The sequence below is a fragment of the Mucilaginibacter sp. dw_454 genome (genome assembly GCF_018449775.1).
Lineage (GTDB): Bacteria > Bacteroidota > Bacteroidia > Sphingobacteriales > Sphingobacteriaceae > Mucilaginibacter.
Genome location: NZ_JAAVVB010000001.1, coordinates 1,080,138 through 1,102,735, shown reverse-complemented (window position 1 = coordinate 1,102,735; position 22,598 = coordinate 1,080,138). Strand labels below are relative to the sequence as shown.

At 42.2% G+C, this 22,598-nt stretch carries 22 protein-coding genes and 1 other RNA gene; 9 read left to right on the top strand and 14 right to left on the bottom strand.

All coding sequences use genetic code 11. The annotated features are described in order from the left end of the window. Positions 1–29: 29 nt before the first annotated feature. From HB679_RS04975 to ffs, 9 genes are all read right to left on the bottom strand, one after another. Positions 30–1,157 (bottom strand): aminotransferase class III-fold pyridoxal phosphate-dependent enzyme, encoded by a 1,128-nt coding sequence (locus tag HB679_RS04975; protein WP_214070828.1) that lies wholly within the window; start codon positions 1,155–1,157, stop codon positions 30–32. 59 nt (positions 1,158–1,216) lie between these two features. Next, positions 1,217–2,215, bottom strand: a complete 999-nt coding sequence (gene argC, locus HB679_RS04970) for an N-acetyl-gamma-glutamyl-phosphate reductase (protein ID WP_214070827.1) — start codon at positions 2,213–2,215, stop codon at positions 1,217–1,219. After that, positions 2,193–2,543 carry a cupin domain-containing protein gene (locus HB679_RS04965; RefSeq protein WP_214070826.1) on the bottom strand — a complete coding sequence of 117 codons (351 nt, stop codon included), beginning with the start codon at positions 2,541–2,543 and terminating at the stop codon, positions 2,193–2,195. Before HB679_RS04965 ends, argC begins: the two co-directional genes overlap by 23 nt. After that, complete coding sequence (gene argG / locus HB679_RS04960) at positions 2,544–3,740, bottom strand: argininosuccinate synthase (RefSeq protein WP_214070825.1); 1,197 nt, start codon at positions 3,738–3,740, stop codon at positions 2,544–2,546. Positions 3,741–3,779: 39 nt separating this feature from the next. Further along, positions 3,780–4,136: a four helix bundle protein gene (locus tag HB679_RS04955; protein ID WP_214070824.1), complete on the bottom strand. Its 357-nt coding sequence runs from the start codon at positions 4,134–4,136 to the stop codon at positions 3,780–3,782. Positions 4,137–4,178: 42 nt separating this feature from the next. Then, positions 4,179–4,829: a GNAT family N-acetyltransferase gene (locus HB679_RS04950; protein ID WP_214070823.1), complete on the bottom strand. Its 651-nt coding sequence runs from the start codon at positions 4,827–4,829 to the stop codon at positions 4,179–4,181. A 387-nt stretch (positions 4,830–5,216) separates the two neighbouring features. Further along, positions 5,217–6,179 carry a YpdA family putative bacillithiol disulfide reductase gene (locus HB679_RS04945; RefSeq protein ID WP_214070822.1) on the bottom strand — a complete coding sequence of 321 codons (963 nt, stop codon included), beginning with the start codon at positions 6,177–6,179 and terminating at the stop codon, positions 5,217–5,219. A 180-nt stretch (positions 6,180–6,359) separates the two neighbouring features. Further along, positions 6,360–6,542, bottom strand: coding sequence for a hypothetical protein (locus HB679_RS04940; RefSeq protein WP_214070821.1), 183 nt, complete (start codon positions 6,540–6,542; stop codon positions 6,360–6,362). Positions 6,543–6,643: 101 nt separating this feature from the next. Further along, positions 6,644–6,742, bottom strand: an RNA gene (gene ffs / locus HB679_RS04935) — signal recognition particle sRNA small type. Between the two features lie 214 nt (positions 6,743–6,956). Here ffs and HB679_RS04930 point away from each other — a divergent pair. Together HB679_RS04930 and cysC are read left to right on the top strand one after the other, a co-directional pair. After that, on the top strand, positions 6,957–8,081 hold the full coding sequence (locus HB679_RS04930; protein WP_214070820.1) for a sulfotransferase: 1,125 nt from the start codon (positions 6,957–6,959) through the stop codon (positions 8,079–8,081). Between the two features lie 12 nt (positions 8,082–8,093). Beyond that, positions 8,094–8,618, top strand: a complete 525-nt coding sequence (gene cysC / locus HB679_RS04925) for an adenylyl-sulfate kinase (RefSeq protein ID WP_214070819.1) — start codon at positions 8,094–8,096, stop codon at positions 8,616–8,618. Here the strand turns inward: cysC and HB679_RS04920 are convergent. Then, positions 8,610–9,227, bottom strand: a complete 618-nt coding sequence (locus HB679_RS04920; protein ID WP_214070818.1) for a 2'-5' RNA ligase family protein — start codon at positions 9,225–9,227, stop codon at positions 8,610–8,612. The two genes, cysC and HB679_RS04920, sit on opposite strands and share 9 nt — an antisense overlap. Positions 9,228–9,301: 74 nt before the next feature. On the opposite strand from HB679_RS04920, the gene dinB reads away from it, so the two are divergent. The 4 genes from dinB to eutC all read left to right on the top strand — a co-directional run bounded on the left by dinB (position 9,302) and on the right by eutC (position 14,034). After that, positions 9,302–10,486: a DNA polymerase IV gene (dinB, locus tag HB679_RS04915; protein WP_214070817.1), complete on the top strand. Its 1,185-nt coding sequence runs from the start codon at positions 9,302–9,304 to the stop codon at positions 10,484–10,486. Between the two features lie 70 nt (positions 10,487–10,556). Continuing rightward, positions 10,557–11,909 carry an ethanolamine permease gene (gene eat / locus HB679_RS04910; RefSeq protein WP_214070816.1) on the top strand — a complete coding sequence of 451 codons (1,353 nt, stop codon included), beginning with the start codon at positions 10,557–10,559 and terminating at the stop codon, positions 11,907–11,909. Beyond that, on the top strand, positions 11,909–13,285 hold the full coding sequence (locus tag HB679_RS04905) for an ethanolamine ammonia-lyase subunit EutB (RefSeq protein WP_214070815.1): 1,377 nt from the start codon (positions 11,909–11,911) through the stop codon (positions 13,283–13,285). The genes eat and HB679_RS04905 overlap by 1 nt, the downstream gene beginning before the upstream one ends. After that, entirely contained in the window at positions 13,282–14,034 is a 753-nt protein-coding gene (gene eutC / locus HB679_RS04900) for an ethanolamine ammonia-lyase subunit EutC (RefSeq protein ID WP_214070814.1), read from the top strand. The genes HB679_RS04905 and eutC overlap by 4 nt, the downstream gene beginning before the upstream one ends. Before the next feature lie 29 nt (positions 14,035–14,063). Here eutC and HB679_RS04895 read toward each other — a convergent pair whose 3' ends face one another. From HB679_RS04895 to HB679_RS04880, 4 genes are all read right to left on the bottom strand, one after another. Beyond that, positions 14,064–14,585 (bottom strand): DUF4251 domain-containing protein, encoded by a 522-nt coding sequence (locus HB679_RS04895; protein ID WP_214070813.1) that lies wholly within the window; start codon positions 14,583–14,585, stop codon positions 14,064–14,066. 207 nt (positions 14,586–14,792) lie between these two features. After that, on the bottom strand, positions 14,793–16,676 hold the full coding sequence (gene htpG / locus HB679_RS04890; RefSeq protein ID WP_214070812.1) for a molecular chaperone HtpG: 1,884 nt from the start codon (positions 16,674–16,676) through the stop codon (positions 14,793–14,795). Positions 16,677–16,795: 119 nt separating this feature from the next. Then, complete coding sequence (locus tag HB679_RS04885; RefSeq protein ID WP_214070811.1) at positions 16,796–17,536, bottom strand: hypothetical protein; 741 nt, start codon at positions 17,534–17,536, stop codon at positions 16,796–16,798. A gap of 120 nt (positions 17,537–17,656) precedes the next feature. Beyond that, positions 17,657–18,181: an NADPH-dependent FMN reductase gene (locus tag HB679_RS04880; RefSeq protein ID WP_214070810.1), complete on the bottom strand. Its 525-nt coding sequence runs from the start codon at positions 18,179–18,181 to the stop codon at positions 17,657–17,659. A 156-nt stretch (positions 18,182–18,337) separates the two neighbouring features. Here HB679_RS04880 and trxB point away from each other — a divergent pair, with 156 nt between their 5' ends. The 3 genes from trxB (at position 18,338) to HB679_RS04865 (ending at position 22,545) form a co-directional block, all read left to right on the top strand. Next, positions 18,338–19,294, top strand: a complete 957-nt coding sequence (trxB, locus tag HB679_RS04875) for a thioredoxin-disulfide reductase (protein WP_214070809.1) — start codon at positions 18,338–18,340, stop codon at positions 19,292–19,294. A gap of 139 nt (positions 19,295–19,433) precedes the next feature. Further along, a complete protein-coding gene (locus tag HB679_RS04870) occupies positions 19,434–21,737 on the top strand; it encodes a family 20 glycosylhydrolase (RefSeq protein ID WP_214070808.1) in 2,304 nt (767 codons plus the stop codon). Positions 21,738–21,744: 7 nt separating this feature from the next. Further along, the gene (locus HB679_RS04865; protein ID WP_214070807.1) at positions 21,745–22,545 is read left to right on the top strand and encodes a hypothetical protein; all 801 of its coding nucleotides are present in this window, start codon (positions 21,745–21,747) and stop codon (positions 22,543–22,545) included. Positions 22,546–22,598: the final 53 nt, after the last annotated feature.

Below are 22,598 nucleotides of genomic sequence, written 5' to 3'. Positions count from 1 at the left end.
CCGTTGGACGAAATGACAGTATTTATTTCTTATTTCAATACAGCATTAAAAGCCTCTAAAAATTGATCAGCATGTGCTTTAGTTAAATTTAAAGCAGGCAACAGCCTGATCACATTTGGTTTAGCTTCGCCGGTAAAGATATGATGTTTAAATAATAAGTCTTTTTTAGCATTAGCATATTCAGCAGGTAAATCAATGCCGATCATTAAACCACGTCCTCTAACTTCGGTAACCTGTTTAAACTTCTTTAACTCTTCAATTAAATAACCACCCACTTCAGCAGCGTTTTGCATCAAGTTATGTTGTTCAATAACTTCCAACACAGCTAAAGCCGCCGCGCAAGCTAAATGATTACCGCCAAAAGTAGTACCCAGCATGCCGTAGACAGCATGGAATTTTGGAGCGATGCTGATTGCACCAATGGGGAAGCCATTGCCCATGCCCTTAGCCATGGTGTAAATGTCTGCATCAACACCAGCAAAATCGTGCGAATAGAACTTACCTGTACGGCCGTAACCGCATTGTACCGAATCTGCAATAAATACCGCGTTATGTGTGTCGCAGAGCGATCTGATCTTTTGCAGGAAGCTTTCCGGCGCAACCTGTATGCCGCCTACGCCTTGAATACCTTCAATAATTACTGATGAGATATCATCATGATCAGCAAAAGCTTGTTCTAAAGCAGCCTCATCAGCCCACGGTAACCTAATCACATTATCTGTTTCATTAATCGGGGCTACTATCTTTGGATTATCAGTAACCGCAACCGCCAGAGAAGTACGGCCGTGAAAAGCGCCTGTGAAGGCTATTACCTTCTTTTTGCCATTATAAAACGATGCCAGTTTCAATGCATTCTCATCGGCTTCTGCACCGGAGTTGATCAAGAATAACTGGTAGTTTTCTTTACCCGATACATGGCCTAGCTTCTCGGCTAGCTCTTTTTGGATTGGTATCTCTATAGAGTTTGAATAGAAGCCTAATTGGTGTAATTGGTCTTCCAGTCTTTTTACGTAATGAGGGTGAGTATGGCCGATAGATATTACAGCGTGACCACCATATAGGTCCAGATATTCTTGTCCTTTATCATCATAAACCAGGCTTCCCCGGCCTTTTACTATGTTGATGGGATTGATAGGATATACGTCGAACGGTTTCATATTATTAATTGTTAAAATTTAGATAATTAGTGAATAAAGGTTCCGCTGTGGCTGTCGGTTTAAAATCCGGTCGCCTTAAGTCGAAGACCTGCGCGCTCATCTAAGCCAAACATTAAGTTCATGTTTTGAACCGCTTGACCAGATGCGCCTTTCAGTAAATTATCTAACATGCTGATAATGAAAAGCTTATTATCATATTTTTTAACTTGTAAAAAAACCTTATTGGTGTTAACCACCTGTTTTAGGTCGATGTTATGGCTGGTTACATGCGTAAACGGGTGACCGGCATAAAAATCCTCATACAGTTTTAAAGCTTCAGCCTCGGTCAAATCACTATCCATGTAAATAGAAGCAAAAATACCACGGGTAAAATCGCCCCGGTAAGGCACAAAGCTTATGGGCTGCGCGAAAGCAGGCTGTAATTGCTTTAAAGATTCGCCAATCTCATTCAAATGCTGGTGACCGAAAACTTTATAAACCGATAGGTTATCATTTCTCCAGGTAAAGTGCGAAGTAGGAGCAAGACTTTGTCCAGCGCCTGTAGATCCCGTAGTTGCCGAAATATGAACTTCTTTATCCAATTTGCTTATCGAGGCTAATGGCAATAATCCCAACTGAATAGTAGTTGCAAAACAACCCGGATTAGCCACGTTTTGTGCCGATTTGATAGCGTCTCTGTTTAACTCAGGCAAACCATAAACAAAGGTTTTACTTCCTAGTTGAGCGTTAGCATTTAACCTGAAATCCTGGCTCAGGTCGATAATTTTAACATTATCCGGGATAGGATTTGCATCTAAAAACTTCTTAGCATCGCCATGACCTACACAAAGAAAAAGCACATCGATATCAGTCGACAACTCGCCAGTGAATTTTTGCTCGGTATCGCCAAATAAATCGGTATGTACTTCGTATAAATAATTGCCGGCGTTGCTGTTGCTATGTACAAAAGCTATTTCAACATCGGGATGGTTTACCAAAATCCGCAGCATTTCGCCGCCGGTATAACCCGCTCCACCTATAATGCCTGCTTTTACTTTATTTGATTTCAATTCTGTCATTTTTTGTCGATGGATAAGAATATACTAAAAATTCCAGGTCCGTATGCTGATGATTGGCTATTGAATGTTGCTGCATGGGGTCAATCTGAATAGCCTGCTGTTCTCTTAGTTCGATGACCTCACCGTCAACAGTGAATTTCGCCCTGCCGTTCATGATGTAGAAAAACTGGGTCGCCTGCTCATGATAATGCAACTTTTCGGCAGTATCTGGCGGCATCAGCTCTTGTTTAACCGATAAGGCGTCCGTATCCACAAAGATCCATCCGTGGCAATCATCGCCCCAGGTATAATGTTCTAAACATTCGCTCTTTGAGAATATCGTGTTCATCTATTCGCCGCCGTTAACTTTGTGATAGATCATCACCTGGTTACCAAATATTTTGGAGAAGCCTTTAACATCCTCGCCGCTCCAGGCATTGTTCATCTCACCATAGCTACCAAATTTGTTCGACATCAAATCATGATCAGATTCAATACCTATAATTTGGAACCTGTAAGGCTGCAATTCAATAAATACTTTACCACTAACCTGTTTTTGCGTATCAGTAAGGAAGGCTTCCATATTACGCATAATAGGATCATGGAATTGACCCTCATGTAGCCAGTTGCCGTAGAACATAGACAATTGATCTTTCCAGGTTAACTGCCATTTGGTTAGCGTATGCTTCTCTAAAGTATGATGCGCTTTAATAATGATCATTGGCGCTGCAGCCTCAAAACCCACGCGGCCCTTTATACCTATGATGGTGTCGCCGACATGAATATCTCTACCTACACCATAAGGCTGGGCAATAGCTTGCAGTTCTTGAATAATCTGGGTAGGGCTATTATATTTTTTACCGTCAAGCGCAATCAGTTCACCTTTTTCAAAAGTTAGTTCGATATTTCTTTTTTCGGTAGCTGTTACTTGTGTAGGCCATGCCTCTTCAGGCATGCCTAAGTTTGAGGTTAAGGTTTCTTTACCACCAACCGATGTGCCCCAGATACCTTTGTTGATTGAGTATTTGGCTTTCTCAAAGTTCATCTCCACACCATGTTTTTTCAAGTATTCAATTTCTGCCTCGCGACTCAATTTCAAATCACGGATAGGAGTGATGATACCTACATTAGGGATCAGAATATTAAAGATCATATCAAACCTAACCTGGTCATTACCGGCCCCGGTGCTACCATGAGCAACAAACTCGGCACCGATTTCTTTGGCATAATTGGCAATGGCAGTAGCCTGACTAACACGTTCGGCACTTACAGATAATGGATAAGTGTTGTTTTTTAATACGTTGCCATAAATTAAGTAGCGTACGCAGGTATTGTAAAAGTTTTCGGTTTCGTCAACCACATGGTGTGAGGTAACCCCCATTTCGTAAGCACGTTTTTCAACCAGAGCCAACTCTTCGTCGCTAAAACCGCCGGTGTTTACAATAACCGAATGCACTTCATAACCCAAATCGCGGGTTAAGTATATACAACAAAATGAGGTGTCTAAACCTCCGCTATACGCTAAAACTACTTTTTTCTTTTCCATATATAAGCTGAAAGCAGAAAGCAAAAAGACCAAAGCTTTTTACTCTCTTATTTTTTTAATCAAGCCAATTAACATGGCTTTTACTTCGTTAATAAGATTATTAGTATTGTTAAATAATTCCTCGTCTATGTAAGATAAATCCTTGCATAAAAGACAGCAGTATTCTAATTCATGAGCAGATCCTAGCGCCATATCTAAAAAATGAGCGAAATCCTTCTCAGTAAATCTGCCACTTCCCTCCACAACATTTAATGGAATTGAATATGCTGCACGTTTTGTCTGACTTAGCATATCAAACTGCTCACTTTTGGGAAATTTAGGCAGCAGGTTCAAGTACACAAACAAATTTAGGTTATGTGCTTTTTTCCAAACTTCTAATTTCCTAAAATCTCTCATCAGTTTTTAGCTTTCTGCTTTTAGCTTTAGTCTTTTAGCTTATTAATGTTGACCGAAGCTTTTTATAGCGCTTTCTATCCGTTCGAACAGTGTCGCTTTCTTAGTCATTTTCTCCAGATTCTCTTGCTTTTGCAACTCAGCATCTTTAGCCTTCTCAACCGGGTCGAACAACATAGCGGTACACATGCAATTTTTACGTTCCTTCATGGTCAGGATATCGTAGTTGACGCAACTCCTGCAGCCTTTCCAGAAATCTTCGTCCTGGGTTAATTCTGAATAAGTAACTGGCTCGTAGCCCAATTCAGAGTTAATCTTCATAACAGCTAACCCCGTGGTTAAGCCAAATAGCTTTGCCTCAGGATATTTGGTGCGCGAAAGTTCAAATATTTTATGCTTAATAGCCTTAGCCAAGCCTGCTTTTCTAAACTGGGGTGCTACGATCAGGCCCGAGTTGGCCACGAAATCGCCATGGCTCCAGGTTTCTATGTAGCAAAATCCGGCCCAGGTGCCGTCTTTATGTAGCGCTATTACCGCCTTGCCCTCCAGCATTTTGCTGGCGACATATTCTGGTGTACGTTGTGCTATACCGGTACCACGTGCCTTTGCCGACTCAGCCATCTCATCGGTAATGAGCGGGGCGTAGTCTACATGCTGTGCTGTAGCAACCTGTATATCGAAATCTTGTATAGTCATTGTAAATAGAAAAAATTACCGTTAAAAATTGGCCTGAGCCTTTAGTAATTAATGATTTTTTTGATGAAGAAGTTTTAAATAACTTCTGTAGACGGGCAATAGAAGTGCCGGTAATTAAACCCGTGGCATATACAGCCTTCGTCGTGATGGGATAAATAAAACAGCCAGAACCAAAGCAGCGGCAACCGGAGCAGAACATGCTCTAACAGTGGGCTTATTTAAGGTTTGCAGTATCATTTTGATAGATTGTTGCTTTATTTAAAATTTGATGCAAAAGTTTGCATTAATTTTTATTTATGCAAGGAAAATTTGATTTAATGACGTGATACTGTTAGTCTGGAGTCAAAAGCTGGTAATCTGCGGTTTTTTAACTTAGGACTGAGGGCTTTATACCCGGCGCCTAGATACAATATCATCTACAATCATATCAGCATGAATGCGCGAGTTTTCTATGAACCATAAATGCGTATCTAACCCGCCGCAAACTACACCGGCTAAATACAGGCCCGGCAGGTTGGTTTCCATGGTATCAGGATTGTATTGAGGGATGAATTTATCGTCAGATAAAATCAATCCCCATTTTTTTAACTGATCAAAATTTGGCTTGTAACCGGTCATCGCCATCACAAAATCATTAGGAATAGTAACCAGGCCATCTGGTGTTTCAATGTCCACGTCGTGTTCGCGAACAGCCTTAAGGTTTGAATTAAAATAGGCTTTAATGCTGCCTTCTTTAATGCGGTTAATAATGTCGGGCCGCACCCAGTATTTTACCCTATGGCTGATCTCACCGCCACGAATAACCAACGTAACGTCAGCACCTTTACGATAAGTCTCCAAGGCCACATCAATAGCCGAGTTACTTGAACCTACCACAACTACTTTCTGCATGGCAAAAAAGTGAGGGTCTTTGTAGTAATGTTTTACTTTAGGCAGGTCTTCGCCAGGAATATCCAGATTTACGGCGACATCATAAAATCCGGTGGATATAATAACGCGTTTAGCCTGGTAAGTGTCTTTGTTGGTAACGATGGTGTAACCTTCACCGTCGCGTGTTAAAGCCGTTACATCTTCAAATAAATTGATAGGCAAATTATTCGATGTTGCTACACGGCGATAATACTCCAAAGCCTCGGCACGTGTAGGTTTATTGCTGATGGTTACAAAAGGTATGTTGCCAATCTCCAATTTCTCTGAAGTAGAGAAAAATGTCATAGTAGCGGGGTAGTTGTATAACGAGTTTACCAGGCAGCCTTTTTCAATAATTATGAAACTTAAACCTGCCTTTTGCGCTTTTAAACCGCAAGCTATACCAATTGGGCCACCGCCGATAATAAGTAGATCGAGCATTATAATTGAACTTTATGCAATTATAATGAGATTTAAAGTATTATGTGTGGTCGTATAAATATTAGCTGCCCGATTACGGAATAATGAATTTCGAATGACTAACGCAATGGGTTGGTTTAGGCAAACTAAACTAATACGCCGTGCCGAAACGGTGTTAAACCATAATGAACAAACAGTCAATCAAAAATATAAGGGTCCGTGGCTGCTGCCAAACGGAAATTTATTACATCGGCCATGACCATGATAGTCACTGGCGCGATGGTCACGATACATTTTTTGACTATTGATTCTGTTGGTTTGTAATTCGGCATTATCGGTTTCAGTCTTGCCAGACTGAAATACCATAGTAGATTTCTTCTTCATGGTTAACCCTCCGAAATTTATTGTGAAACAAATAATTGCTGATTAAATTTAAACACAAATCGGCTGATTTGCAAGTGTTTTGTAAAAAAAAAGGCACAAAAAATGGGTAAGCTACTTTTATCGCGCCGCTCAACTCTCTACCCTTGCTGCGTTCCCACCCTGGGGGAGTTCAAGAGGAGCTGGCCGTAAAAGACTTACCCGCCGCAAATATAGAAAAATGTTACTGCCGGGGTTAAAAAATTGTTAAAAAACGAATATGGGCGGTGTTTGGTACCTGTAAATATTCGCAATCATCTGTAGGCTTGCGCTTTAGGAAAATATCTTTTTTTGGCTGATAGTTTATTATTGCGGAGAAAGCAACCCAAAAAGCTTTTTTACAGTATTTACCATAACGTATTGACCAATCAATTGCTCATGCTTAAGCAAATTATTGAAGCCGAAAACGAATTAGATAAGCTGTTACCTACGCGCAGACTGGAAACCGCGCCGCCGGCGGATTTGCTTTATGTTACATTGCAATGGTCAGAATTGGTATGGCGAGAGGCTGAAGGATTGGGGCCGATGAAGCTTAGCGAAACACAAATAGCGAGCGGTTTAGCGCTACGCCATCGCCCGGTTTTTGTTTGCGGTGTGCATAGAAGCGGTACGACATTGGTGCAAAACCTGTTAGATGGACATCCGCAGTTAACCGTTTTACCATCAGAGGGTACTTTTTATACTAACCTTGAACTTAAATTAAAACGGTTGCCAACCAACCAATGGCCGCAATACCTGGGTACAGAATGGTTGCGTCGTTTGGTTAACCCTATTAACCAACCTCCTTACTGGCTTTTGGGTAAAACTGATGAAATAACATCACCTTATATTGATTTTGCGCGATATGTACTGGCATGGTGGCAGCAATTGTCGCATGCTGAAGGTACGCAATGGCCGCACTCCGCTATTATATTGGCCTATGCGTCTTGCATTAATAAGTTAACTGCCGCGGCATGGGTAGATAAAACGCCAACCAACGAACGTTTTCTAAATCGCATCTGGGCAGAATTTCCTGAAGCTAAAATTGTGCATGTAGTACGTGAGCCTATCGCTACTCTAACCTCGCGCAAGGCGATGGAGCCCGGCGTTACCTTACGCAATGCTTTGCGATACCTGAATATCTCATACCAGGTAGCTGCTGACACTGCGATTGTTAATGATCTAAGATTTTTTTTGTTGCGATATGAGTCGCTTTGCGATAACCCGGATGAAACTATAAGAAAGTTAGCCGATTTTCTAAACATTGATGAGACTCCGCAATTAAAACAGGCAACAACTGCAGGTATGCCGACACAGGCCAATAGCTCTTTTAAAAAAAATGCTTCATCAGGAGCAATTCTAAAATCAATCGACCATACTCAACAAGACCTTCTTACACCAACAGACAAAAATATGATTGCTGTTTATGTAGGCGATAAGGCGAAGCTACTTGGTTACCAAACTAATAAGATTAGTGGCCTAAACAAAGTTTATATGCAGTTTAAACAGCTGTTTTTTAAATAACCAACTGGCGATATGATCTTACAATTTTGCGGATTATCAGGCAGCGGCAAAACTACTATCGCAACTGCGGTGCAGCATTTATTGCAGCAGCATGGTATAACTTGTGAAGTTGTTGATGGCGACATATACCGTAAAAGTATCTGTGCCAATCTGGGTTTCTCCAAGGCCGATCGGAATGAGAATATCAGGCGTCTGGCTGCTGTTGCTTCTGTTCTTTCATTGGATAATATCATAACCATTATTTCGGCCATTAATCCCTATGAAGATGTGCGTCATGAAATAAAAGCCCGCTACTCCGATGTAAAAACGGTTTATATCGAATGTAGCCTTAACGTACTCTTGCAACGTGATACCAAAAAGCTTTACCGGCGTGCCATGTTGCCCTTCAATCATCCCGATAGGGTAAATAACCTGACAGGGGTTAATGATATTTTTGAAATGCCTCAAAACCCAGATCTAATACTCAAAACAGATCAGGAAACCATCGATGTATCTGCGAAAAAGTTATTCGATTTTATTCTTTCTGAACTAAAATAAACTGGTTTGATGGCTATTTAAAGGTTTTAAAAGCGACGGCTTTGGCGGTGCCATGCTGTACTGAACCTTGCCTTCAAATGGCAACTCGGTATAGGGTTCCCACTTAGCAAAACTCACGAATGATTCTCGCTGTAGTACGGTCAATGCGTTAACAGTAAAGGTTTCCTTCCATTCAAGCTGCTTGAAATATGGCCAAATTTTGTCAAAATCAGCTAACGGTATATTGCGGCATATGGTAATATGAGGCACATTAAACTCTTTGATTTTGAGGTGTTGTTTCAGCATCTTGAACCAATGGCTAGTTTCTGGCGAACTTACTATCCTCGCATAAATTGTTCGATAATCTTTACCATGCACAAAGTAATCAAAGCCGCCAATGGTCAAGGTAACCGGGGGGATAAGACATAGCCGCTGCCTAAACTCGCGAATGCCGGGTTCGGTTAAAAATGTTTTCTGTCGCTGCATTTTGTTTACAGAGATATGCGCGATGGAATATTCGCTGTCATAACTACCAATTACATCGGCGGCATAATGTTTATGCTCGCGCACTATAGCTTTCACCCGCTCAGGCGGAGAAAGCAACATAAAGAAATCCAGGTAACCCTTCATTGCCAAAAATTTTAGTGGGAAACAATATTACTAATATTATTAGCAATTGTGCAAATTAATTTTAATTTTGTGCTATGGAAAGTAAGCGATGGATTGTACATATTGATCTTGATTCCTTTTTTGTATCGGTTGAGCGGAAATTTGATCCAAGTCTGATTGGTAAGCCGGTTCTGATTGGTGGCTCGGCGGATAGAGGCGTGGTAGCATCCTGCAGTTATGAGGCGCGTAAGTTTGGTATCCATTCGGCCATGCCCATGAAACAAGCCATGAAATTGTGCCCGCATGCTACCGTTATTCGAGGCAGCCACGGTCGTTATAGCGAGGCATCGCGCGAGGTTACGCAGATCATTCATGACAGTGTGCCGCTTTATCAAAAAACATCCATCGACGAGTTTTACATCGATCTCACCGGGATGGATCGCTTCCATAATTGTTACCAATTAGCTACTGATTTGCGCGCGCGTATTACCCGCGAAACAGGTTTGCCGATATCGTTCGGCATGGCATCTTGCAAAACGGTAGCTAAAATGGCTACCAACGCGGCTAAACCAAACGGACAGTTGATGATTGAACACGGCAAGGAAAAAGAATTTATGGCGCCCATGTCTATTCGTAAAATACCGATGCTGGGCGAGAAGACCTGCCAGAAACTTTATCAATTCGGCATCGAAAAAATTGGCGACCTGCAGCGCGTGGAACTTAAATTCCTGGAAACGGTTTTCGGCAAGCACGGTCGTTATATCTGGGAGCGGGCCAACGCTATTGACGACAGTGAGATCGTACCTCATGGCGACCGTAAATCCATATCGACAGAAAATACATTTGAAACAGATGTGATTGATAAGAAAACATTGGAAACTGTTTTAGTATCGATGACTGAAGAATTAGCCTATAAATTGCGTAAGGAGAACAAAGTAACTTCATGCCTGGCTATTAAGATCCGCTACGCTAATTTTGAGACGCATACCGTTCAGGAAAAAATAGCTTTAACTGCTGCCGAGCATATTCTTATCCCCGGCGTTAAAAACCTCCTAAAAAAAGCTTGGAATGGCCATCGGCCAATCCGGTTGATCGGTGTTAAGCTAAGTAACATAAGCCCGGGCAGTTACCAGATCAATTTGTTTGAAGATAACGAGGAGCGCATAAAATTGTACCAGGCCATGGATAAGATTAACTTTAAATTTGGCGAGAAAACCGTTTGTCGCGCCGCGGGTATGGCAATAGGCACCCGTAATTTCAATCCATTTCTGCGCGACTAGTTTTACCGTTTTGATTTGCGCCGGTTTTTCAGTACTTTAAGCCTGTAATAACTGGTTAAACAACGGTCGCATGTCAACAATCGGTACAGAACAACTTAAGCGGGTTTTAAAGCCCATACATTTATGGGCCATTGGTGTTGGCCTGGTTATATCGGGCGAGTACTTTGGTTGGAACCTAGGCTGGGGTGTCGCGGGTACTATCGGCTTACTCATTGCCACATTGCTGGTAACCGTAATGTACATCACTTTCATATTCAGCTATACAGAACTAACCGCTGCAATACCACATGCCGGCGGCGCATTTGCCTATGCCTATAGAGCGATGGGGCCCTTTGGCGGCTTGATAGCCGGTTATGCTACTTTGATTGATTTCCTGCTTGCTACGCCTGCTATTGCAGTCTCGCTGGGTGCTTATTTACATTTTCTATATCCTCCAATACCTGTAATGCAATCGGCTATGTTGTTTAACACGGCGTTTATGATATTGAATATTTCTGGCGTGAAGGAGTCGGCGGCTTTTTCTGTGTTTATTACTTTGCTGGCTGTGGCTGAGTTGTTGTTATATCTAGGTATCGTCGGTCCGCATTTTAAGATGGTTAATTATTTGACTAACCCAATGCCCTTTGGCTGGAGCGGTGTATTTGCCGCCTTACCATTTGCCGTTTGGTTTTATTTGGCAATAGAAGGTATGGCGATGGTGGTAGAAGAAGTTAAAGACCCCAAGAGAAATATCCCCAAAGGATACATCGCAACAATAATAACTTTAGTACTGTTAGCTTTAAGTGTAATGATCATCACCGGCGGTATTACTAACTGGAAATTATTAAGCAGTCTGGATTACCCTTTACCCGAAGCCATCGGCATAGTGCTGGGCAAGGGCAGCGGTTTAACTAAGATCTTTGCCAGCATAGGCTTATTCGGACTGATAGCCTCATTACATGGTACCATACTGGCATCATCAAGGCAGGTGTTTGCCATGGCACGCAGCGGATATTTACCAAGGGGCTTAGCCCAAATTAATCATCGTTTCAAAACGCCGCATTGGTCGGTTATTGTGGGTGGATTGATCAGCTTTGTTGCGATCTACATAGGTACCACAGCGCAGATCATTATTTTATCCGTGTTAGGCGCGGTAGTAATGTACATGTTCAGCATGACCAGCCTGTTTATATTGCGAAAAAAAGAACCAGACCTGGAGCGTCCATTTATAGCGCCGTTTTATCCGGCCTTCCCAGCAATAGCCTTGCTAATCTCCACAATATGTTTACTCGCCATAATATATTTTAACCTTATGGTAAGTGTGATATTCTTCGCATTGCTGGCTATAATTGTTGTTATCTTTATGCTGCTGGGTAAGCATAAAACACGGATCACCGATGATGTATTGCTGATGCAGGCCGAAGCAATTTCAACTATCAACTAATGTACCGGCACACCTTAAAAGGCAAAGTTTACAGATTTGAAAATCTGAAGATGCTTTTGGCCAAAGCTTCGCCATATCGATCGGGCGACGAGCTGGCTGGTATCTGTGCGTCGAGTTATGAAGAACGCGTTGCCGCACAGATAACTTTGGCTGATGTGCCTTTAAAGAATTTTTTAAACGAAGCTATAATTCCTTATGAACAGGATGAGATAACTCGCCTAATCATCGATACGCACGATCCTGTAGCTTTTGAGCCCATTAGCCATTTAACCGTTGGCGATTTTTGCGACTGGTTATTGAGCGATCATACTACCTGCAATACTATGCAACAGATCAATGCCGGTATCACACCGGAAATGGCTGCCGCGGTATCAAAACTAATGCGCAACCAGGATTTGATCGCGATAGCAAAAAAATGTGAGGCAGTAACTAAGTTCAGAAACACCATTGGCCTAAAGGGACATTTTTCCACCCGATTGCAGCCTAATCACCCAACGGATGACCCAAAAGGCGTTGCTGCCAGCATTATCGACGGATTGTTATTAGGCAGTGGCGATGCCGTTATCGGTATTAATCCAGCGACGGATAGCCCGGCTGCCGTGGCTAATTTATTGCAGTTGATCGATAATATTCGCCAGCAATTTGATATCCCGACACAATCGTGCGTGTTAAGCCATATCACCACAACGCTGCAATTGATTAATGAAAATGCGCCTGTTGATCTTTGCTTCCAGTCTATAGCCGGTACAGAAAAAACAAATTCAAGCTTTGGTATTGATTTGGCTTTGCTGGACGAGGCTTATCAGGCTACGCTATCTTTAAATCGTGGTACTGTTGGCAATAATGTCATGTATTTTGAGACGGGGCAGGGCAGTTCGCTTTCGGCAAATGCGCACTTTGGTGTCGATCAGCAAACTTGCGAGGCCCGTGCCTACGCCGTGGCGCGCAGGTACAAACCCTTTTTAGTAAATACCGTGGTTGGCTTCATTGGCCCCGAATATTTGTATGACGGCAAGCAGATCATTCGCGCGGCGCTCGAAGATCATTTTTGTGGCAAGCTGCTGGGCTTGCCTATGGGGGTTGATGTTTGTTATACCAACCATGCCGAGGCCGATCAGGATGATATGGATAATTTATTGACGCTGCTGGGTGTGGCAGGTTGCAATTTTGTGATGGGGATTCCGGGATCGGACGATATTATGCTAAACTATCAATCCACTTCGTTCCATGATGCTTTATATTTGCGGAAAGTTCTAGGACTGCGTCCGGCACCCGAATTTGAAAGTTGGCTAATCAAACAGGGGATAACCGACGATCAGGGAAACCTGCTTTCTGTAGCAGATGGACACGGACTGTTAAACAGGGGCATGCCATGAAAAAGGTGATCAAATCTTCCGATCCGTTGATAGCTCTGCAGGAATTTACCGCAGCGCGGATAGCTATTGGCCGTGCAGGTACCAGCATTCCCTTAAAGCAATCGCTGGAATTTAAGCTGGCCCACGCACATGCCCGCGATGCAGTTTATTCGTCTTTAAACGTCGATGGATTAATAGCCGATTTAAAGCAGTTTGACTTGCCGGTAATCCATCTGCATAGCCAGGCCGGCTACCGTGAACAATATTTGCAAAGGCCAGATCTGGGTAGAAAGCTTGATGAAAAATCAGTCGAGCAATTGAAAGAATATCATCAGCCTACAGATATATCGATTATCATAGCTGATGGCCTATCGGCTGCCGCCATAAACACTAACGTTATTGGATTATTGAAAGCATTGATTCCCCTGTTTCAATCGGTCGATTTTAAACTGGCAGACATTGTATTGGTTGAAGAGGGCAGGGTAGCTATCGCTGACGAGATTGCAGCGGCAATGAATGCCAAACTATCTTTAATATTAATTGGCGAACGCCCCGGATTAAGCTCTACCGATAGTATCGGGGCCTATTTAACTTATCAGCCTAAACCCGGATTAACTGACGAATCGCGCAACTGCGTATCCAACATCCGCCCTGACGGGCTTAATTATAAGCAAGCTTCCAAAAAAATCTTCTATTTAATTCAAGAAGCGTTTAGCAGAAAACTATCCGGCGTGGCCCTAAAAGACAACGCGGGCTTACTGCATGAGTAAACCCGCGTTATAAATTAGCGAAGGCTTGTTTAGCTTTTCTTTACTTCTATTGCTTCTACATGCCCGTTGAATGATATAGGCTCTTTGTTAAGCGAGGTTACTCTTAGTGAAGCATAGCCGTCTGATCCAACAGACAGTTGTAAATAACGTACATCTTTTACACCCGGCGGATTTTGTTCTTTTGGAGTCAGGGTTATTTCCCAGGTGTTTTTCTTGTTAACTACTTTATTGGTGAAATTAGCGGTGGTTAGTTTGATACCGCCATCCGTAGGGTCGCGCGGTGGGGCATAGGCTCTGCCAAAAAACGGTAGCCATACCTCCAGTTTATTCGGCGTAACAGTTACATCATAATCGCTGGTTAAATTGCGCGAAGGTATGCCGTTTGGTATTACATAATCGGCTTTAAAAACATAACTGCCCGAGTTAATCAATCGCGTTATCTCTGCAATTTTTGCAGCTTTCTTTTCGGCTTTTGTTGGTTTTTGCGCAAAAGCAGGACTTAATCCGACGGCGCAAATAAGTGTGACGCAAAACAATTTTAAGTTTTTCATAACGAGGTATTTAAAGGTTAACAGGTTTATAACGAATGAGTTTCGCTACTTTGTATAAAATTAAGTAATCGCAATGTAAGAATCGCTGACTTATAGGTCATAAACTTTCTATCGGAGGTTGACTTAAAACAAAAACGCCGCTGACAATTAAGCAAGCGGCGTTTTTGTTTTAAAGCCCTCTCTACTGGAGAGGATTTAAGATCGGTGTTATATCAAATTCACACTGCGATTTACAAACTCGGTTAAATCTGCACCGGTTAATAAACCTTGCGAAAGCAGCGCCAAATCAAAGGCTTGTTTAGCCAATTGTGATTGTAACTCTTCGCTTTCGTCCTGCAAAATGCGGCTTACCAGTTTGTGGTTACCGTTAACTACTACTTTATAGTTATCTGGCATGCTGCCATAAAAACCCATACCGCCGCCCATGGCTGCCATATCTTTCATACGGCGCATAAACTCGTCCATCGTAACTGTTACGGGTAACTCTTCCGGGTGTAGGCTTTCCACTTCAACCTTGTAAGCAGGGCGATTGATAGATTTATCAAAAATAGCCTTTACCTTTTCAATTTGATCGGCTGTCAATACAGTTTCCGGAGCGTCATCCTTTTTGATCAGCTTATCAGCGACATCAGCGTCAACACGTTTCAATGATGTTTTTTCAAGCTTTTGTTCCAGGTGACTAACAAAGTGCGTATCAATAGGAGAGTCCATTAACAACACATCATAACCTTTTCTGTTGGCTGATTGGATAAATGAATCTTGTTTTGAAGGATCGTTGGTATAGATGTAAACCAGTTGTCCGTCTTTATCAGTTTGCACGCCTTCAACCTTGTCCTTGTATTCAGTTAAAGTAAAATTCTCTTTAGCGGTGTTAGTCAACAAAACAAAGTCTTTAGCTTTATCATAAAACTTGTCTTCGCTCACCATACCGTATTTCACAAACAGGCCAATATCGGTCCATTTATCTTCGTAAGCTTTACGGTCGCTTTTAAATAGCTCAGCTAGCTTGTCAGCCACTTTTTTGGTGATATAGCTATTAATTTTCTTTACATTACTATCGGCCTGTAAGAAGCTCCTGGATACGTTAAGTGGAATATCAGGTGAGTCTATAATACCGTGTAACAGCATCAGGAACTCCGGAACGATATCCTTAACCTCGTCGGTAATAAATACCTGGCGGGAGAATAATTTGATCTTGTTGCGTTGTATCTCGAAGTCCTTTTTTAGCTTCGGGAAATACAGCACACCTGTTAAGTTAAAAGGATAATCAACATTAAGGTGGATCCAGAACAACGGATCTTCGCTAAACGGATATAACTCTTTGTAGAAAGCCAGGTAATCTTCATCTTTTAACTCAGCTGGTGCCTTTGTCCAGATAGGGTTGGTATCATTGATAATGTTATCAAGCTCTACCGAAATGTATTTTGATTTACCTTCTTCGTCAACGCCATCCTCAACAGATTCTGTTTTAGTACCAAATTTAATTGGCACCGGCAGAAAGCGACAATATTTGTCCAGAATTTCCTGTAAGCGGTTTTTGCTTAAAAACTCTTCAGACTCGCTGTTAATATGCAGGGTAATCTCTGTACCACGCTCGGCTAAGCTGCCTTCGCTTATTTCAAACTCGGTGCTGCCATCGCAGGTCCAGTGTGCTGGTTCTGCACCTTCCTGATAAGATAAAGTTTCAATTTCAACCCTATCGGCCACCATAAAAGCAGAGTAGAAGCCCAAGCCAAAGCGACCAATGATCTCATTGGCATCTTTAGCTTCTTTGAATTTCTCCATAAACTCGGTAGCGCCAGAGAATGCTATCTGGTTAATGTATTTCTTGATCTCATTGGCAGTCATACCTAAACCGTTGTCAGAGATGGTAATGGTTTTCTTTTCCTCGTCGAAAGCAACTTCTACGCGCAAGTCGCCTAAATCGCCGTTATACTGGCCAAGCGATGCCAGTCGTTTTATTTTTTGAGTAGCATCGATAGCGTTTGATACCAGCTCGCGCAAAAATATCTCGGTATCAGAGTACAGGAATTTTTTAATTATCGGAAAAATGTTTTCGGTGTGAATCGAAATGGTTCCTTTTTCTTGCATAATTTTATAATTGATTTTTGGATTAATTTATTTGATAACCCTGCACATCAATGAGCGTTCCAAAGGAGAAGTTTTGTCAAATTGTCAGTAGAGGGTAAGCTATTTGCTTACCTCCAAACCTATTTATCGTTTTTATTCACAGCGACGTTGTCGTGCGTAGTTTCGCCTTTTTTGGCTTTAATGATATATTCCATCACGTCGTAATCTGACGCGTGTTCGATGAATTCAAAGCTCGGGCGATTGTCTATCATGAAATTTTCAAGCTGCTTTCCTTCATACCCGGTTATTTTAGCTACCAGCCCTTTAGTAAAGCGAGTATCGATAATGTCATCGTGATAATCTCTGAGCAAGGTTTTTTGCAGATGGCGCGCATTTTTTATCTCTTTACTAAAATGATTAGAAAATGGGTTCATCATCAGACTCAGGCTCAACGCCATCCAATTACTTTTATCGCCAATGCGATAAATTTGGTAGTATTCGTCCTGTTTCTCCTGAAACTTATCCAATGGACTCATCGAACGTTCCCAAATCGTCACCTCGTCCAGTAAAGTTGGTAAAGGTTTAAGCGCAATCAATAACTCATTTTGATCTTTATAGATAACAGTATCTGTTTTAAATCCTTCATAATCTGTTAAAAGAGTATCGCCTTTCTTCACCGGCATGATAAAATTACCGCTAGCACCACTCATAGACATACGCTTTGAATGCAGATTGGTAATTATAGCGCCGTCCACAGGTTTAGCATTATTAGTGACAGTACCAGGGATAATTTGTGCAAACGCACAGTTTACACTCAGTAAACTAAACACTGTTAAAAAATAGCGCAGGTATGAATGGATAGATGAAGGTAGGTGGCTCATGTTGAAAGGTTTATGTAAGTCTAATTTACATAATTTAAAACCTTATTTGGTTTTGTTTAACTAATATTTTACAATAGAAAGCTGCCTGAAGCCTTGTTAAGCAAGTTTAGTCAAAAAAAATCAACCAATATTAGCTACAAAAATCCTCGACAAATCCTTTAATCGCTCAATCGTGCCCATGTCGGTAATGGTGCCGTCTGTAGCAATCCTGGATCTGACAAATTGAATCAACAAATTGGTTTCGTCAGAAAGTTTGGCAGTCAAAACCCCCAAAGTAAGCAGGAGCGAGGCATGCGCATACTCGCCACCTAACGAAGCAGTAATTAAAGCAACAGGTTTATCAACCAAAGTACTGCTTGATACCAGCCAGTCCAGCATGTTCTTTAACGAGCCGGGCACACCAAAAGCATACTCAGGGGTGCAAATAATTACCCCGTCTGTATTGCTTAATAATCGACGCAAGGTGGCTACAGAAGCAGGCGGGCTATCAGTATCTAAGCCGGGGTCGAAGGCCGGGATATTTGCCATGTCGTCATAAATTGTGTAATTGGTATCATCAGGTGTAATGGAACTCAAATAGCTTAAGATGGCATGATTTGACGAGCCTTGGCGCAGGCTTCCGGATATGGCTAAAATATTCTTCATTGTGTGGCACAAGTTATCATATCCGCACTAAATTGGCAATATGCCCCATCTTTCAAACGGAACATCGAAATGTTAAAATCTAATGGCAGTATGTTGACTAATACCTATTGCCGCCCATCGTTTTATATCTTATTTTTGTGCTTCATTTTTAATTCGATGTCTGAAAACTTAGAACACGTTAAATGCCTGATCATTGGTTCAGGTCCTGCCGGATATACCGCGGCCATATACGCATCGCGTGCCGATTTGAAACCTGTGATGTACACAGGTATGCTGGCAGGCGGTCAGCTTACCCAAACTACTGATGTTGAGAACTTCCCGGGTTACCCGGAAGGTATCATGGGCCCTGAAATGATGGAAGATTTTCGTCAGCAAGCTGAAAGGCTGGGTACTGATATCCGTTTTGGTTACGTAAGCTCTGTTGACTTTTCGAGTCTGCCACACAAAGTAGTGGTTGATGAAAGTAAAACCATACTGGCCGACACGGTGATCATATCAACCGGTGCATCTGCTAAATGGTTAGGGCTGGAGTCTGAGCAAAAATACAGCGGTTTTGGTGTATCTGCCTGCGCCGTTTGCGACGGTTTCTTCTTTAAAGGTCAGGACGTTGCCATAGTAGGTGCCGGTGATACCGCTGCTGAAGAAGCAACTTACCTGGCTAAGCTAACTAACAAGGTTTATATGATTGTGCGTCGCGAAGAGTTCCGCGCGTCTAAAGCAATGATGCACCGTGTGTTGAATACACCTAACATCGAGGTGTTATACAGTACCGAAACAAAAGAGATCTTAGGCGATGGCCAAAGTGTGAACGGCGTACTGGTAACTAACAATAAAACCGGCGAAGACAGGAAACTGGACGTTACCGGTTTCTTCGTAGCAATTGGTCACTCACCCAACACAGACATATTTAAAGGTTGGATAGATATGGACGAAACCGGCTATATCAAAACCAAACCGGGATCTACTCAAACTAACATTGAAGGTGTATTTTGCTGTGGCGATGCGCAGGATCATATTTACCGCCAGGCGGTTACCGCTGCCGGCACCGGCTGTATGGCCGCCATTGATGCCGAACGTTACCTTGCTGCTAAAGAGCACGTGGTTACTGCATAATAATTGCCTAACCGAAAATATAAAGGGTTGTCTATACAGGCAGCCCTTTTTTGTGGCATATTTTTTACAAGATACACTGCAATTTATTTTCAAAATCTGCTAACTTCACCACCTTTAAATTATTGGTCAAACTATAATTATGTATAAAAAACTAATTCTGTTGCTGGTTGCTGTTGTTGGATTTGCTGTCGCGATACAAGCTCAGGACCTTAATCCAAATCTCGGAATCATTCCGGCCCCGGTATCTGTCAAAAAATCAACGGGTACTTTTGTGTTAAGTCAGGAAACCACTCTGTTGGCCGATTCGGTAGATAATAAAGCAGTAGTATTTTTAGCCGATTATTTAAAAAACAGTGCCATGTTACACATCGCTGTTAAACAAAACAGTGGGGCAACTGTGGCTAATAGCTTGGTACTAACCAGCGCAGGCACAGATGGCCTGCCTGCCGAAGGTTATCGGTTAACCATTACCCCAACAAATATTACTATTGCGGGTAAAGGCGCAGGGTTGTTTTACGGGATACAAACTTTAATCCAATTGATCCCTGCTGACAGAGGCGCCACAGCGAAATTGCCGTGTGTTCAAATAGAAGATTATCCTCGTTTTGGTTACCGCGGTTTGATGCTGGACGTTTGCCGCCATTTCTTTAACGCGACTTTTGTTAAGAAATACATTGACCTGATGGCTGCTTATAAGTTCAATACCTTCCATTGGCATTTAACTGATGATCAGGGCTGGCGAATAGAGATTAAGAAATATCCCAAATTAACAGAGATCGGCAGTCATCGCCCTGCTACCGTTATTGGCAACTATCATGATCGTACACCACAGCAATATGATGATACCCCGGTTGATGGCTATTATACTCAGGATGAGATCCGCGATGTAATTAAATATGCCGCTGATAGATACATAACCATTATACCTGAAATTGAAATGCCGGGCCACGCTATGGCTGCTTTAGCTTCATATCCTGAACTGGGTTGCGAACCTACTTCGGGCTATCAGGTACAAGGAACCTGGGGCGTTTTCAGGGACGTGTATTGTCCCTCAGATAAAACATTTGGCTTCCTGGAAGATGTACTGACTGAGGTTATGGATCTTTTCCCGAGCAAATACATTCACATTGGTGGCGATGAAGCCCCTAAAGATGTTTGGAAACAATCAGAATTTTGTCAAAAGCTAATCAAGAGGTTGAAATTGAAAGATGAGCATGGCTTGCAAAGCTATTTTATTCAACGCATAGAAAAATTTGTCAATTCAAAAGGTCGCAGCATTATTGGCTGGGATGAGATATTGGAGGGTGGCCTTGCGCCCAATGCCACCGTAATGAGCTGGAGAGGCGAGCAGGGCGGTATCGAAGCAGCTAAACAAAATCACAACGTAATTATGACCCCTGGTAGCGGTGGCTTATATCTGGATGCCGCGCAAGGCAAACTGGGAACAGAGCCAGTCGGCATTGGCGGCTTCGCACCCTTAGACAAAACCTATCGTTACGACCCAACACCTGAAGAGTTAAATGCCGACCAAAAAAAGCATATCCTGGGTGTGCAAGGTAATTTGTGGACAGAATATATCCCTACCGAAAATAAAGTTGAATACATGTTGCTGCCGCGTATGTTTGCCGTGTCAGAGGTAGCCTGGACATCGCTGGCTAACAAAAACTTTAAAGATTTTTCTGAAAACCGTTTGCCTAATCATTTGGCCTGGTTAGATAAAAATGGCTTTGATTACCGTGTGCCTACAGCCATCGGCGCTAAAGATTCGGTTGGATTTGGCAGCACCATGACCGTTAGTCTAAAATCGCCTGTAACCGGCGCTAAGGTTTATTATACCATTGATGGTTATACGCCACGCGAAACAGATATTGAATATACATTGCCGAAGACTTATAATGTTCCTATCGACCAATATCGTGAGCTGCAAACTATTGTAATTACGCCAACCGGCAAACGTAGTGTTGTTACCAAAATGACCATTTATAACAAAGCACCGCTGCCGGCAGTACCGTTCTCGGGGACAACGCCGGGTTTACGTTACGAATTGATCCCGGGCGAATATGCCAGCACTAACGACTTTAAGTTATCTGCAGATGGCGCAGATTCACTGATTGCTAAGAGCTTCAATATCAATCAGTTTAGAAAAGTCACAGGTTTTGCCATAATATATAACGGTTATGTGCGTATTGATAGTGATGGTGTTTATGGATTTTCGACTTCGTCTGATGATGGGTCGACTTTATTAATCGATAATCAACTGGTAGTTGATAACGATGGCAAACACCCTATAAGTGCTAAAAACGGCGCCATAGCTTTACAAAAAGGCTATCATAAATTTACCTTAAAATATTTCAATGTAGGTATAACCGGCGGGCTAAAAGTATTTATTACCCTGCCGGGTAAACCTACCGGCGAATTAGGTTCTGACCTATTGTTTAACTAAAATAATTATGAGTTTCAGGTCTTATATTTTTATGTTGATGGGATGTGCGCTGATTGTCAGCTGCACACACGAAGAGAAAAAGGCTCCGGTTAATTACACGCCTAAGACACCCACTTTGATGGAGCCGTTTAAGTTTCATAAACTGATCGAAGTATCGCCGGGTAATTATTATGATGTTTTAAGTTGGGGGCGCGGTGGAGCAGATACCAGCTCGCTTTTGATCCTGCATTCAGATTCTGTTACCAAAACTTATACCACTACCACTGCCGATATTAACGGTCAAATTGTTGATGCCTACAACTCTGATATGGATATAGACGGACATCCCGAAATATTGATCCAGGCCAAGCGTAAGGATACTATCAACTTTACCACCATGTATGCCTACGAGTTTTACGAGAAGAAAGTTCAGAAACTTGATTTCCCTAAACTAACCAGCTCACAACGCAAAGGTTATCGTGGTAATGATAATTTTTATATTACAGAAGGTAAATTGATGCGAGACTTCCCAATTTACGAAGGGAGTGGTGCATCAGCCAAAAAAACCGGTGCCGAGCGTAAGTTTGAATATACACTTAGTAACAATAACTTTAATGTTAAACAGCTAAGTAAAGATTCAACTTCGGTTAAAGACAAACAAACAGTTACCCGGGTAACTCAACCCGTTGAAAAGAAATCGACAGAAAATAAAAAATCGGAAACCAAAAAGAGCGCTAAGAAACATCATCACAAGGAAGAAGTCGTTCATAAAAAGAAAAAGAAACACCATCGCCGTCACCATAGCGAAAGTGATGACGACAGCAACTAAACCGTTCTTAGCATACCTAGCGTTAGAGATGCGTGTTGCATTGGAAATCATTG